This window comes from Rhodococcus sp. NPDC080181 (assembly GCF_040702225.1).
GTDB classification, from domain to species: Bacteria; Actinomycetota; Actinomycetes; order Mycobacteriales; family Mycobacteriaceae; genus Rhodococcoides; species Rhodococcoides fascians.
On the sequence record NZ_JBFBKN010000038.1, the window covers coordinates 23,297 to 36,317 of the forward strand.

Annotated in this window: 12 protein-coding genes; 8 read left to right on the top strand and 4 right to left on the bottom strand. The window is 62.2% G+C overall.

The genetic code is table 11. The features are described 5' to 3' along the window. The first annotated feature begins 43 nt into the window (after positions 1-43). Positions 44-2,212: a hypothetical protein gene (locus tag AB0O58_RS25225; RefSeq protein WP_219519241.1), complete on the top strand. Its 2,169-nt coding sequence runs from the start codon at positions 44-46 to the stop codon at positions 2,210-2,212. On the opposite strand, the gene AB0O58_RS25230 is transcribed toward AB0O58_RS25225, so the two are convergent. Further along, positions 2,206-3,162, bottom strand: a complete 957-nt coding sequence (locus AB0O58_RS25230) for a Gfo/Idh/MocA family oxidoreductase (RefSeq protein ID WP_206498653.1) — start codon at positions 3,160-3,162, stop codon at positions 2,206-2,208. The two genes, AB0O58_RS25225 and AB0O58_RS25230, sit on opposite strands and share 7 nt — an antisense overlap. Then, the gene (locus AB0O58_RS25235) at positions 3,162-4,262 is read right to left on the bottom strand and encodes a DegT/DnrJ/EryC1/StrS family aminotransferase (protein WP_206498652.1); all 1,101 of its coding nucleotides are present in this window, start codon (positions 4,260-4,262) and stop codon (positions 3,162-3,164) included. The genes AB0O58_RS25230 and AB0O58_RS25235 overlap by 1 nt, the downstream gene beginning before the upstream one ends. 172 nt (positions 4,263-4,434) lie before the next feature. Between AB0O58_RS25235 and AB0O58_RS25240 the strand changes: the two genes are divergently transcribed. Both AB0O58_RS25240 and AB0O58_RS25245 read left to right on the top strand, forming a co-directional pair. Beyond that, a complete protein-coding gene (locus AB0O58_RS25240; RefSeq protein WP_366238953.1) occupies positions 4,435-5,160 on the top strand; it encodes an acyl-ACP--UDP-N- acetylglucosamine O-acyltransferase in 726 nt (241 codons plus the stop codon). Continuing rightward, positions 5,157-6,149, top strand: coding sequence for a lysylphosphatidylglycerol synthase transmembrane domain-containing protein (locus tag AB0O58_RS25245; protein WP_366238954.1), 993 nt, complete (start codon positions 5,157-5,159; stop codon positions 6,147-6,149). Before AB0O58_RS25240 ends, AB0O58_RS25245 begins: the two co-directional genes overlap by 4 nt. A 19-nt stretch (positions 6,150-6,168) precedes the next feature. On the opposite strand, the gene AB0O58_RS25250 is transcribed toward AB0O58_RS25245, so the two are convergent. Both AB0O58_RS25250 and rfbB read right to left on the bottom strand, forming a co-directional pair. After that, positions 6,169-7,929: a hypothetical protein gene (locus AB0O58_RS25250; protein WP_366238955.1), complete on the bottom strand. Its 1,761-nt coding sequence runs from the start codon at positions 7,927-7,929 to the stop codon at positions 6,169-6,171. Then, complete coding sequence (rfbB, locus tag AB0O58_RS25255) at positions 7,869-8,870, bottom strand: dTDP-glucose 4,6-dehydratase (protein ID WP_366238956.1); 1,002 nt, start codon at positions 8,868-8,870, stop codon at positions 7,869-7,871. Before rfbB ends, AB0O58_RS25250 begins: the two co-directional genes overlap by 61 nt. Positions 8,871-8,961: 91 nt before the next feature. On the opposite strand from rfbB, the gene AB0O58_RS25260 reads away from it, so the two are divergent. From AB0O58_RS25260 to rfbC, 5 genes are read left to right on the top strand one after another with little or no spacing between them, the layout of a single operon-like run. After that, positions 8,962-9,744, top strand: coding sequence for a hypothetical protein (locus AB0O58_RS25260; RefSeq protein WP_241258282.1), 783 nt, complete (start codon positions 8,962-8,964; stop codon positions 9,742-9,744). Then, the gene (locus tag AB0O58_RS25265) at positions 9,741-10,952 is read left to right on the top strand and encodes a hypothetical protein (protein ID WP_366238957.1); all 1,212 of its coding nucleotides are present in this window, start codon (positions 9,741-9,743) and stop codon (positions 10,950-10,952) included. Before AB0O58_RS25260 ends, AB0O58_RS25265 begins: the two co-directional genes overlap by 4 nt. Beyond that, on the top strand, positions 10,949-11,305 hold the full coding sequence (locus tag AB0O58_RS25270) for a hypothetical protein (protein ID WP_032382989.1): 357 nt from the start codon (positions 10,949-10,951) through the stop codon (positions 11,303-11,305). Before AB0O58_RS25265 ends, AB0O58_RS25270 begins: the two co-directional genes overlap by 4 nt. A 49-nt stretch (positions 11,306-11,354) precedes the next feature. Continuing rightward, positions 11,355-12,227, top strand: coding sequence for a glucose-1-phosphate thymidylyltransferase RfbA (gene rfbA / locus AB0O58_RS25275; RefSeq protein ID WP_283548691.1), 873 nt, complete (start codon positions 11,355-11,357; stop codon positions 12,225-12,227). Further along, on the top strand, positions 12,224-12,811 hold the full coding sequence (gene rfbC, locus AB0O58_RS25280; RefSeq protein WP_283316475.1) for a dTDP-4-dehydrorhamnose 3,5-epimerase: 588 nt from the start codon (positions 12,224-12,226) through the stop codon (positions 12,809-12,811). The genes rfbA and rfbC overlap by 4 nt, the downstream gene beginning before the upstream one ends. The last annotated feature ends 210 nt before the right edge of the window (positions 12,812-13,021 follow it).

Below are 13,021 nucleotides of genomic sequence, written 5' to 3' on the forward strand. Positions count from 1 at the left end.
GGACTGTCCGATGCTCACCGACCATCACCGACGAAGGCGTTTCGTGACTTCTGATCGCCCCTGGGCTGCGCGTGTACTGCCGCCCGCGGTTCTCGCCCTGACCGTCGCGGTCGCCGCGGCGATCCCCATGCTCACGAACCGATGGTTCTACTACTGGGACGACAGTGCAGCGGCGTTCACACCGGGATGGCGGGTGATCGGCGAGCGACTGCTGTCAGGATCGTGGCCGACGCTGCTGCCGGAACTGTGGGCCGGCGGAAACGTCACCGCCGAGGCGCTCTACGGCACCTACAACCCGCTGCTGTTGGCCAATTCCGCGCTGATCGCGGCAATTCCGAATCTGGCCATCGGCATCACGTTGGTCAAGATGCAGTTCATGGCGATTCTCGCCGTCGGCGTCTACATCCTGGCGAAGCAGTACGGCGCACGAACGTCGATGGCGTTCGTGGCCGGTTTCGCGATGCCGTTCGCCGGCTACACGCTGTACTTCGATGCCTCCAGTTGGGCGTCGGGCCTGTTCGCCTTCGCGTGGATCCCACACGTCTGGTGGTCCACGCGGTCCGCTGCCCTCGGCCGAGTGAATCCAATAGTTCCCATCTTCTTCGGCTTCATGGCCATGACGACCGGCAATCCGTACGGTGCCGTCGCGGTCGCCGTCGTGTATCTCGCTGTCATCGCAGAGGTCTTGGCGCTGGGCAACTATCGGCGCATCTTGTCGCTGATCGTCAGCGGAGTATCGATCCTGGCGATGTCCTTGATCGTCTACCTCCCGCTCGCCTTCACCACCGATGTGTCGGTGCGAAACCAGTCCGGAGTGTCCAACGACGGAACCCTCCGCCCCGGACTGGGCGATTTGATCAACGTCAGCAGCCCGACTCATCTGCCGATGGTCGAGTCGTTCGGGGCCAGCTTCATGACCGTCCCCATCGGCTACCTGGTGTGGTTTCTCGTTCCGTTGAGCCCGTGGATCAGGTGGCGCACACTCGGTAACCTGCGGAAAAGTGCCGTATCGCTGGCCGTCTTCGCAGGCGTCTATGCCGTGTTGTTACTCGGACCGTCGAACCTGTGGCTTTTTCGCTGGCCGATCAGATTGATCGAATACGGCCAATTGCCCCTACTGATTGTCACAGCGGTTGCGGCCAGCGCCGGTCTGCACCGGGAAAGGCTTCGACTCCGAGCCTCGATCACGGCTGCACTTCTGGTGCTGCAGTTCTACCTGGCGTGGTCGAGTGTTCCGGACGACCTCGGCATCCATGCCTTGGCACTGCTGGTCTGCGGCGTGCTGACGATAGCGGCTGTCACCGCAGCCTATCGAGCACCACGCGTCTTCGGCGGCGTCCTCGTCGTGGGAATAGTGGCCACCCTCGCGCTTCAGACGAACGCATGGTTCCAGAGCAACGACAACGTCACACCCTGGCGTTTTCCCCGCCAGGTTGCGTTTCTGGAAGACCGCTTGGACAGCAGGTACACCGGCAACACATTCGCGATCGCCGACACGGATTCCATTCCCGACGACGCTCCCACGTCGCAATGGGGTGATCTGGTGTTCGGCAACGCGTGGCAAGCCTCCGGCGTGGATGCCGTGAACAGCTACGCCGGTATCAGTTACGAGGATTTCGTCGACGCGCTGTGCCTGAATTACTACGGCGGAGTCACCTGCCCGGACGCAGTGGACAGGTTGATGGCAACGGCACCCGGAACCGGCGTGTCATGGGCGGATGCACTCCGGCTCGACACGATCATCGTTCAGAACAGTGGCCCCTACGGAGATCTACACGCTTTCGATGCGCTTCCACGCGACCGCTGGACGACCACCAATGCCGATGTCGTCACCGTCGCACACCGCAACACGCCGCTGGCGTGGCCGGATGGGCGACTGTCCGCTGCAAGCGACGGCGTCACCGTTCTTGCGGACGATGCCGCGACGGACACCCGAGAGACTGTGCGATACAACGGCTCCGGTGTCGTGACGTTTGCCTTGCTCGCCTGGCCCGGTTGGACGGCAACCGTGGACGGGGCCCCGGCCGAGGTACGCGCAACCGAGGGAGGGTTGCTTCAGGTGGTCCTACCCGAAGGCGGCGAGACCGCGACCATCGAGTACGCGCCGCCAGGCACCACCGGCGGTGTGGCACTCGCCGCGGGCGGTCTCCTGGTTGCGGTTGCGCAATCGGTCGCGGTCGGCGTCAGGCGACGCCGACCGGTCGATCAGTGAGCCGCCGACTTCGTCGCTTCGTCCACCGCACGGTGCGCCGGAAGGATCGAGTCACGTTCTGCTGCAACATCTCCTGATCCAGCGACGAGGTCCAGGAAGTGATTCAGCTGAGCCGAGAGCGGCTCTTCGCTGTACCTGATGGTGGGGATCTCGATGATCGTCTGCTGCTGGTATCCGTCTCGATCGGACGGCATGTCGTCGTCGATGTGCCGATAGACGGTGATGTCGCGGCGGAGAAGGTCGATCTCGATCAGCCGGTCGGATTCGAGCAGCGACAGCTGCCGGATCTTGCGCTGACTGATGCGACTCGCAGAAATCGTTGCCACAGCGCCTGATTCGAAGCGAAGGATTGCATCGGCGCAGTCCTCGGCATGGTTTTCCTTCGATGCCGGATGGAAGTAGCCGAACTCCCCCGCAACCGATTTCGGTTCGGAACCGACGAAAGAAATCGCGAGATCGACGTCGTGAATGAGGAGATCGGTCGCCACACCGGTCGAGATTCGCGATACGAACGGAGAATGTCGAATGCCGTTGACCTGCCACACGTCACCCGCGAACTCACGCGCTGTACGCACCGCGGGGTTGAACCGCTCGAGCAACCCGCACATCAACGGGATGTCTCCGGCCGCAGCCTTGCCCACGAGCTCAGCACTCTGCTCGTACGTGGCGGCCAAGGGCTTCTCGACCAACACTGGCTTACCCAGTTCGAGAATTCTCGACGCGATGTCGTAATGAGCAGGAGTCGCCGCAGCGATGACCACCGCATCGATACCAGCGAGGTCGTCGAATTCCGCAGCCCAGTCACAGCCGAAGCGCTCGGCGACAGCCCGACCTTGACTCTCCCGTGGCTCGACCAGCACAGCCAGATCGCAGCGATCCGACTGGGCAATGACCCTGGCATGCAGAGACCCCATGCGACCCGATCCGACCAGTGCAACCCGAGGATTCATCACTGTCCCATCGCCGAACGAACAGCCGACACGACGGTGTCGATTTCATCGACGGTCAAGTTCGCATGTACCGGAATACTCAAGCACCGCTGGGAGACCGACGTGGCGACCGGCATGTCCTCGATGACCACGTTCGGGTGTTCGCGGTAGCAGTCGTAGTCGTACGCGGTCTTCGGGTAGTAGATTCCGCTCCCCACACCCGCATCGGCAAGTCGCGAGCTCAGCTCGTCGCGGTCGATCGAGGCGTCCTCGTCGACCAACACGGTGTACTGATGCCAGACGTGCCCTCTGCGCTCGAGTTCTGCGGGCAAGGTCAATCCGGCAACGTCCTTCAACCCGGTGGTGAGCATGTCCGCGTTGCGCCGACGCTGCTCGACCTGCGTCCGATAGCCGGCAAGCTGGGGTAGACCGAGGCTGGCCTGCAAGTCGGTCATCCGGTAGTTGTGACCGACGACCTCGTACTGGTACCGGGCGCGCATCCCCTGGTTGCGCAGGACTCGCAAGCGGTCGGCGACGGCCTCGTCGTCGGTGGTGATCATGCCGCCCTCGGCGGTGGTCAAATTCTTCGTGGCATAGAAGGAGAAACAGCCGAGCCCGAACGTGCCGACTCCGCGGCCGTCGAACGTCGCACCGTGCGCCTGCGCCGCATCCTCCACGATGGCAAGGCCGTGCTGCTGCGCAAGATCGCCTATCGCGGCCATGTCCGCAGACTGGCCGTACAGATGAACCGGCATCAGTACGGCAGTGCGATCGGTAATTCGCGTGGCCGCGTCTACCGGGTCGATGTTGAAATCATCCGCAGAAATATCGGCAAATCGGACAATGGCACCCGCATCCAAAATTGCGTTCAACGTCGCGACGAATGTGAACGGACTGGTCAAGACCTCGTCACCGGGCTGCAGATCCTGAATTTCCAACGCCGCACCGAGGGCGGTCGTGCCGTTGTTCACTGCCACTGCGTGGCCGGCACCGACGAGCTCAGCGAACTGCTCCTCGAAGCGCTTGACCTTGGGACCCTGCGCGACAATGCCCGAACGAAGGGTATCGAGTACTTCACGCTCGACATCCTCGCCGAAAACGACACTGGAAATTGCAATCACTGACATACCCCTCGGACCGATCTGGCTGCGACGGAAAACCGTACCGATTCGCATCTTTACCCGTCGACACTATCGCCTGCCACGAGGTCCCGGTCACAAGCCTTGCCGCGCGTAACGTTATTTTCTACAACAGCGCAGTAAATCCAACAGAGACGTGGGAGGCCGATTTCAGGTGCCGATCGACATAGGCCAGGACTGTCGAATCCACGAGACCGCCGTCATCGGCGAGGGCGTGGTCATCGGCGACCGGGTCACCATCGGCCCCTTCGCAGTGCTGACCGGACCGCTGGAGGTCGGCAACGACTGCTGGATCGGCGCGCAGACCGTCCTCGGTTCGCCCCCAGAAATCAATGGTTTCGAGCATTTCTCGTCCTACGTGGCACCCAGCATCGGGTGCGGAATTCACATCGGAGAGAACACAGTTATCCGCGAGCTCACCGCCGTCCATCAGGGAAGCGAACGACGCACCGTCGTCGGAGCGAACTCGTTCATCATGAATCGCATCTCGGTGGGACACGACGTACAGCTCGGGGATAACACGATCGCAGCGCCAGGCGTGACGTTCGGCGGTCACGTCACTCTCGGGCCCGGATGCAACATGGGCATGAACAGCACCATCCACCAGCGCCGCGTCATGGGCGCTGGTGCCATGGTGGGTATGGGCGGTATCGCTACCAAAGACATCCCGCCATTCGCGACCGTCGTCGGGAACCCAGGAGTTTTGCACGGAGCCAACTCGGTCGGCATGACGCGAAAGGGGTACGCAGAGTCGGAGGTCGAGATCGTCGGTTCGGCATACTCGAACGGCCGCCTGCCCGATCTTGCCGCTCTGAACGAAACAACCGCGACGGCCTTCGAGTGGTGGCGAAATCTGTCCACCAAACCCTTGATCAGATGACGGAGGAAGTAGCGGCCTCGCGCGGAAAGAAGATTGCCGGCACCGTACTGCGCGTCGCGGTCACCGCGGCGATCGTCGTCGCCATCGTCCTGGCAGTGAGATCCCAGTGGTCCGAGGTCCGCGACACCATTCTGTCGCTGGGAATCTGGTCACTGCTTGGGTCGTCGCTGCTGGTGTTCCTCGGCATGGGAGCAGCGGTGCGGGCCTGGCAGCACGCACTCGGGGCACTGGAATATCCCATCCCGGCGTTCGACGCCGCCCGCTGCTACCTGGTGGGGCAACTGGGCAAATACTTGCCCGGCAGTGTCTGGGCATTCGTTCTTCAGACCGAGCTGGTCAGACGCGCCGGTGTCACCCGAGCTGCAGGATTCGTGGCGGTTCTGGTTACCGTAGGACTGAGCACGACCTCCGCGTTGGTTGTCGGTCTTCTGGGCCTTCCTGCACTGTTCGATGTCAGCACCATCGCTGCGGTGGCGGTAATCGTGCTGGTTCCCATTGCCCTGACCTGCGCGTACCCACCTATCCTGACTCGCCTGGTGAATCTGGCGCTGAAGGTCCTTCGCCGCGCGCCGCTACAGTCGCCGCTGACGACGCGCAAAATAGCGTTGTCACTTGGTTGGTGTGCCGCAAGTTGGGTTCTCTACGGCACCCACCTGTGGATCCTCGCCTCGAGCTCCGCCGGTTTCCGGATCGGTGGACTGGTGGAGTGCATCGGCGCACTCGCACTCGGAATGTGTGCAGGCGTGCTCGTCGTGGTGGTGCCGTCCGGCATCGGTGTCCGAGAAGCCGTGGTGGTCGCAGCACTGTCGCCGTTCATGGACGCCGGTGTCGCACTGGGATTGGCCCTGGCCTCGCGACTCGTGTTCACTCTGTGCGAGGTACTGGCCGGCGTGATCGCCGCTGCATCCGGTTCGCGAGCGCTCCGTAACATGCTGGTGCACAGCCACTCTCGCGTCCCCGCAGCTAGCGATCAGCCCGCATCGAACTGACGATGACGGTCAGGACGCGTCATTGACTCCAGACTCCTACAAAGCTTCCGCAGACGATTGACTGCCCACCCGCTCGACCTCGAATTTCTGTAAGTGTCCCCGTGGGGTCGACAATGGGTGCTTCTTGCCCCACACCATTCGGCACCGGCGCACCGATTGCCAGATCTTCCGGCGTGACAGTCGAGAAGAGAATCAGAAACGACCCCTGATTCTTGAGCTCGTCGGCTACAGCAATGATTCTCTGTCGTGTGTCCGCTATCAATTCCATCGGCAGCATCCAGTCGAGCGGGAAGGGATTTCGGAGGCCTAGAGCTGGATAAACGTACGGGTTGTCCGGAAGCACGGCTGTCTTCTCCGCGGGGTGACTTCGTACGCAGTCCCTTATTTGTTCGAGATCGACCAACATACTGGAGTTCGATCGAATCCCCCGCAACTCTGGTGCGACGGCTCCGAGGGAAGCCGTCAGCTCAGCTCTCGGAAGATCCCGGTAAGGACTTTGCGCCTGCTCCACCACAAGGAAGCTTGCAGCGAGCCCAACGATCAATACCGCCGCGGCCGCCTGCAGTGCGCCTCTCTGGCTGCGTTTCTGACGTGCGGGTCCGAGCGAGACGAGGAGGTCGATGGCGGCAAGTGCGATCGACCCACCGATCAGGGTCGGCGAATCGTAACCCCACGACAGACTGACCATCCACGCCAATAGCACCATCACTATCGAGCGCCACGGAATCACTCGTCCAACCGACGCCGTCATCAATATGCTCAACGCGAGCATCCACAGCAGGACGATCCCCCAAGTTCCCGCCCGCTCCAGGCCTCCTTCGACGATGACCAGCAATATGAAAGCACACGCGACAACTACACCGGCACTCGACAATCGGACCCGTGTCCGTAGCACTACGAGCAAAGCGGCAACACCAAATATCACCAGGCACGCAAGTTGCCCGACGGATGCGTCGGCATAAATCAACCGCCGACCAACAACGCCGGCACCACCCGTCAACTGAGCGAACATGTCGCCGAATCCGCCTGCAGCGGAAACCACCGACAAATATATCAACGGCGCACCAACCAGGACCCCTAAATCGACCGATCGCCGACCAATTCTGACGCCTTGACCTCGCACTACCGGATGCATGAAGAGAACCACGATCCCCACGGCTACAGCAGGCACGAAGCTCTGCTTTGTAATTGCCGCAAAACCCAGCAAGAACAATCCTGCGCGGTATAGACACACGCGATTTGTTTCGAGGCCACGATCGAGCGCCCAGAGTCCACAAGCAGTAAGAAAGATGCCATCGATCGTGTGCCATGCGTTCATTGGAAACTGATGTACGTTCACCAATGCCGCACCACTGACACATGCAGAGCGGAGAATGGACCAGTCTCTGACACGCGTTCCGGTAATCCAGGACGCGAGTAGCACTGTGAATACCACGACCTGAAAGCTGGCAATGAATATAGAAGTAATGAACATCGGTCCGGGTAGCACGATATCGACAATATGGAGATATGCCGATCCGAGCGGACGTGCAGACACGATATCCAAATGTGGTAATTCCCCGTGAAGCAGCCGCCAACTCTGCGCAATCACGAATCCTTGATCGGTTGGGTTGAATCCGAACCTCTCAACCCCGACCGCGACCGCGAGCGTGAGGACGACTATCCACGCCGCGTGAAACCACAGCACACTGAAGGTGGCCTTCGGCGACAGCACGATTCTCAGATCACTGATTCTTTCGCCGCATAGACAGCTTCGGTGGCGTCCTTCTGCGGTCGCCACCACTGCTCGTTGTCGCGGTACCAGTCGACGGTTGCTTTCAATCCTGCGCGGAAGTCGACATAGGTTGGCGTCCAACCCAATTCGGTGCGGAGTTTGGTGGAGTCGATGGCGTAGCGCAGGTCGTGGCCGGGGCGGTTGGTGACGAAATCGAATGCGTCGGGTGCGTTGCCGGTTTCTTCGAGGATCGCTTCGAGGACGGTGCGGTTGTTCGCTTCGCCGTCGGCTCCGATGAGGTAGGTCTCGCCGATGCGGCCGCCGTCGATGATGGCCCAGACGGCGCTGTTGTGGTCGTCGACGTGGATCCAGTCGCGCACGTTCTGCCCGGCACCGTAGAGCTTGGGGGGTGATCCGCTGAGGATGTTGGTGATCTGACGCGGGATGAACTTCTCCACGTGCTGATACGGGCCGTAGTTGTTGGAGCAGTTCGAGATGGTGGAACGGACCCCGAACGAGCGGGTCCACGCGCGCACCAGCAGATCGCTCGACGCCTTGGTCGAGGAGTACGGGCTCGACGGGTTGTACGGGGTCGATTCGGTGAATCTCGCCGGATCGTCGAGTTCGAGGTCGCCGTAGACCTCGTCGGTGGAGATGTGGTGGTAGCGGACGTCGTGTTCGCGGACCGCATTGAGCAACGTGGTGGTGCCGATGACGTTGGTGTGCACGAACGGCCACGGGTCGGTCAACGAGTTGTCGTTGTGGGATTCGGCGGCGAAGTGGACGACGAGATCCGTCTCGCGAACGAGGCGGTCGACGAGATCGGCGTCGGCGATGTCGCCGTGTACGAAGTCGATGCGATCGGCAACGGGGTCCAGGGAGGCCTTGTTGCCGGCGTAGGTGAGCTTGTCTAGCACGGTGACCTGCGAGTCGGGGCGCTGCGCGAGGGTCTGATGTACGAAGTTCGCGCCGATGAACCCGGCCCCACCCGTGACGAGAATTCTCATGAACAGGCACTTTACCGGGGGATGCTCGTGTGGGCCGTTCTTGTCGGGCGCGCGTGCTAGCTTCTGTTCGACTTCGGGGGGGAGTACGTCAATGGGTCTGGGAAAAATTCTTGTCCGTCTCGCGGCACTGATAACGCTGCTGTTCGGGTTCATGTGGGCAATTCCGCAGCTGGCTCCGCAAGTACCGGGACCGTACGAGGGTGTACGGGCTCTGCCACCGGTGTCGCCGAAACCCACGGGCTCGACGACCGTGCCGCCGCCCCTGCCGCCGGGTTTTCCGTCGATGGAACGCCCGCCACCGCAAATCGAGGTGCCCGACGGGCAGCCGCAGCCCATCGCCACCAAATTCGGCTGGACTTACGAAATACCAGCAGAGTGGCGAAACTTTTCGACCGGAATCGCGGGTTGGTCGAATGCCGGTCGATCGGTCGTCTACGGCTCGATCGGAGATTTCGGGAGCAATTACTGCCCGGAATCCGACGGGTCGACGCTTGCCATGTCCGGCATGACCGGACGCCGCGGGATGGATCTGCACACCGCAGCGCTCGACGCAGCACGAGGCGCGGAGATCATCTTCGGCGACGACTCCGCCGCACCGCCTCGAATCGAGTACTCGCAGCCGAGCGACATCGAGGTCGCAGGCGAGCCTGCTGTGCGATACACCGTCACGGCATCGAGCGTGCACAAGCGAACCGACTGTGACCCCACGGAGGGGACGTTCGATGTCGTTGCCGTGCCCGGGTTCGCGACGGCGACGGTCGCCGTGTTCTTCGTGAAGCGGGACCTCGCTGTCGACGGGGCAGTGGATCATTCGGTCGTCGAAGACATCATTTCCACACTCCGCCGTAGCGATCCCGACGGTGTGACGCAATGACCAAAGAACTCCTTTCGGCGGACGCAACAAACATCGCCGGCCTCGGTAATCTTTTCGATCGCATCGGTGCCGATACCCTGGCCAGTCACCACTACTTGCTCGACAATGCGGGCCTCGGCGAGAACGTGGTTGGAGAAATTCTGAAGAAGCTCCGTCCGTATATCGCGCGCTTCCAAGAGATGACCCGCACCCGACACGTTCACCTGTCGGCCAACTGCGGCGAGATGGGGGCCGAGCTGAACAAAGCTGCCTGGTTGTATGCCGATCAAGATCGAAAGAATTACGACCTGCTCAACGCCCACACATCTGTGCCACCGCTACCCGGCAGCGACCGCGGGAGTTCGGATCACGCCGCGGCCGGGCATATAGACGAATTCGACGGTGCCGCTGACTACGGTCATCCTCACGGAATCGATTATCCTCCAACCAATCCCGCCATCGACGACATCCGCGACGTGCTCGCCGATGCCTCCGAGTGGCTCGGCGAGATCGACCGAACGATCTTCGAACTCTCCGGGTGGAACCCGCTACGCGAAGCGACCATTCCTGTCACCGGCAACTGGAACGAAATCCGTCGAATCGGTCAGGCGTACCAGATTGCGGGCGACGCCATGGAAGCCGCAGCAGAGTCGTTGGCTGCAGGAGTACGCCGCGTCGACGGTCACTGGAACGGTGCAGCCGCACAGGCATTCACCGACTATGCCGACCGACAACTCGCCGCAATGCGATGGGAAGGGCATGCCGGCCGAACGATCGCCGCAATCTGTACAGCCATTGCCGAGCAACTTCGTGGCGCAGCGCTGGCAGTGGTCCGCAAGATCGTCGAATTGCTCGAGTCCGAAGTGGCCGTCGACAACGCCCGCGGTGCGCTGAAGGTCGTGCTCAAGAAAGTGCCGGTGGTCGGCACTGCATGGCAGGTGGAGAGCATCGTCGAAATATGCTTGACGGCAATGGATCTGACCAAGGATCTCATTGTGAAGATCGAGCAGGTGGTCGACGACTTCGGCGGGTTCCTCGATGCGCTCGGCGACCCCGAAGGCCAGGTGGGCCAGAAGATCGACGACAGACTGCGACCGCTGAACGACCTCCTCGACTACGGCAAGCAAGCCGTCGAAGCGGGCAAGACCGCGGATATCCGACCGGTACTCGACACACCGGACGAGGACTTCTCCGTCGGCACCGGCGACGAACCATGGCAAGACGCATGATCGAGTCCCTGCCTCCGCACGCCCGCGCTGCCTACGACCGACTGATGGCATCCTGCGGAGAGCTCGAAGCCACGCGTACACGCGCTTCGAACGCAGACCTGAAAACCCGGACCGTCACAACGGAACTACTGGCCCGCGTGGCGTCCTCACCGCGAGCGTCGGCCGACCTGATCCACTACGCACGCCGCGTCGCGTCGGGTGAATGCTGTTGGGAACGAATCCAGGTGGACGCGAATCCGCTGCCTCCGGAGGTGGACGAGCTCACAGCCGATCCGCTGATCGTGTGGCCGTCGGAATGGCCGACATCGACGACCGAAGCCCTGTCTCAGCCCTATCGAATCCCGTGGCAGTGAGGCCACACAACCGAGCGGGTGATCGGAGGGTCTGGAAGACTTCGCCCTCATGCGGGGAATCATTCTGGCGGGCGGCACGGGCTCACGGCTTCATCCGATCACGATGGGGGTGAGCAAACAGTTGGTCCCGGTCTACGACAAACCGATGATCTACTACCCCCTCTCGACCCTCATGCTCGCCGGGATCCGCGAGATCCTCATCATCACCACACCCCAGGACGCCGACCAATTCGCACGCCTCCTGGGCGATGGCTCCCAATTCGGCATCTCCTTGACCTACAAGGTCCAACACGAGCCCAACGGCCTCGCCCAAGCCTTCGTCCTCGGAGCCGAGCACATCGGCACCGACTCCGCAGCACTGGTGCTCGGCGACAACATCTTCTACGGCCCCGGCCTGGGCACCCAACTCTCGCGCTTCGACACCATCGACGGCGGAGCCGTCTTCGCCTACGAGGTCTCCGACCCCACCGCCTACGGCGTCATCGAATTCGATGCGAACCGAAAAGCTGTGTCGTTGGAAGAAAAGCCCGCCGCCCCGAAATCGAACTACGCCGTCCCGGGCCTGTACTTCTACGACAACGACGTCATCGCCATCGCCCGCGACCTCGCCCCCTCCGCGCGTGGGGAGTACGAGATCACCGACGTCAACCGCCACTACCTCGACGCCGGCCGCCTCCAGGTCGAGGTCCTGCCCCGCGGCACCGCCTGGCTCGACACCGGCACCTTCGACTCCCTCCTCGACGCCTCCAACTACGTGCGCACCATCGAACAACGCCAAGGACTCAAGATCGGATCCCCCGAAGAAGTCGCCTGGCGACGAGGATTCATCACCGACGACGAACTACGCGCCCGCGCCGAGACACTCGTCAAATCTGGGTACGGCCGCTACCTGCTCGATCTGATCGACCGAGGAAACCGATGACCTTTCGTGAACTGAAAATATCCGGTGCCTACGAATACACCCCACGCCAGTTCGGCGACGACCGCGGCGTGTTCTTCGAATGGTTCAAAGCGTCCGCGTTCGAGGAGACCACCGGGCGAGCGTTGGATCTGAAGCAGGCGAACTGCTCGGTCTCCGCCGCCGGAGTGCTGCGCGGGATCCACTTCACCACCAACCCACCCGGGCAAGCGAAATACGTCACCTGTGCCCGCGGGGCGTTCCTCGACGTCATCGTCGACCTGCGTGTCGGCTCCCCGACGTTCGGGCAGTGGGACTCGGTGTTGATCGACGACGTCGACCGCAAAGCAGTGTTCCTCTCCGAAGGACTCGGCCACGCCATCCTCTCGCTCGAAGATGGCTCCACCGTCATGTACCTGTGTTCGTTGGAGTACACCCCGGCCCTGGACCGCGACATCAACCCCCTCGACCCCGCGCTGGGCATCGACTGGCCCACCACCGGCCGCGACGGATCGCCCCTGACCTACGAGCTCTCCGCCAAAGACAAAGCCGCCCCCACCCTCACCGAAGCCCTCGAAACAGGGACCCTGCCCACATTCGAGGTGTGATCCTTCGTCCGTGGGTCAGCTGGATGACTGGGCATCCGGCGCAAACGCGAGCGCATTCGTCAAGCGCGCGTGGAATCGCTGACCAATCCGCGAGCGTGTGGCAAACGCGCTCGCGTTTGCGGAACTGACCGAACCGGCCACCCCCCTCGTGGGGGGGGGGTGGGCCGCGGGGGCGGGGCAGAACCCCCCCCCCCGCGGGAGCGACAGGTT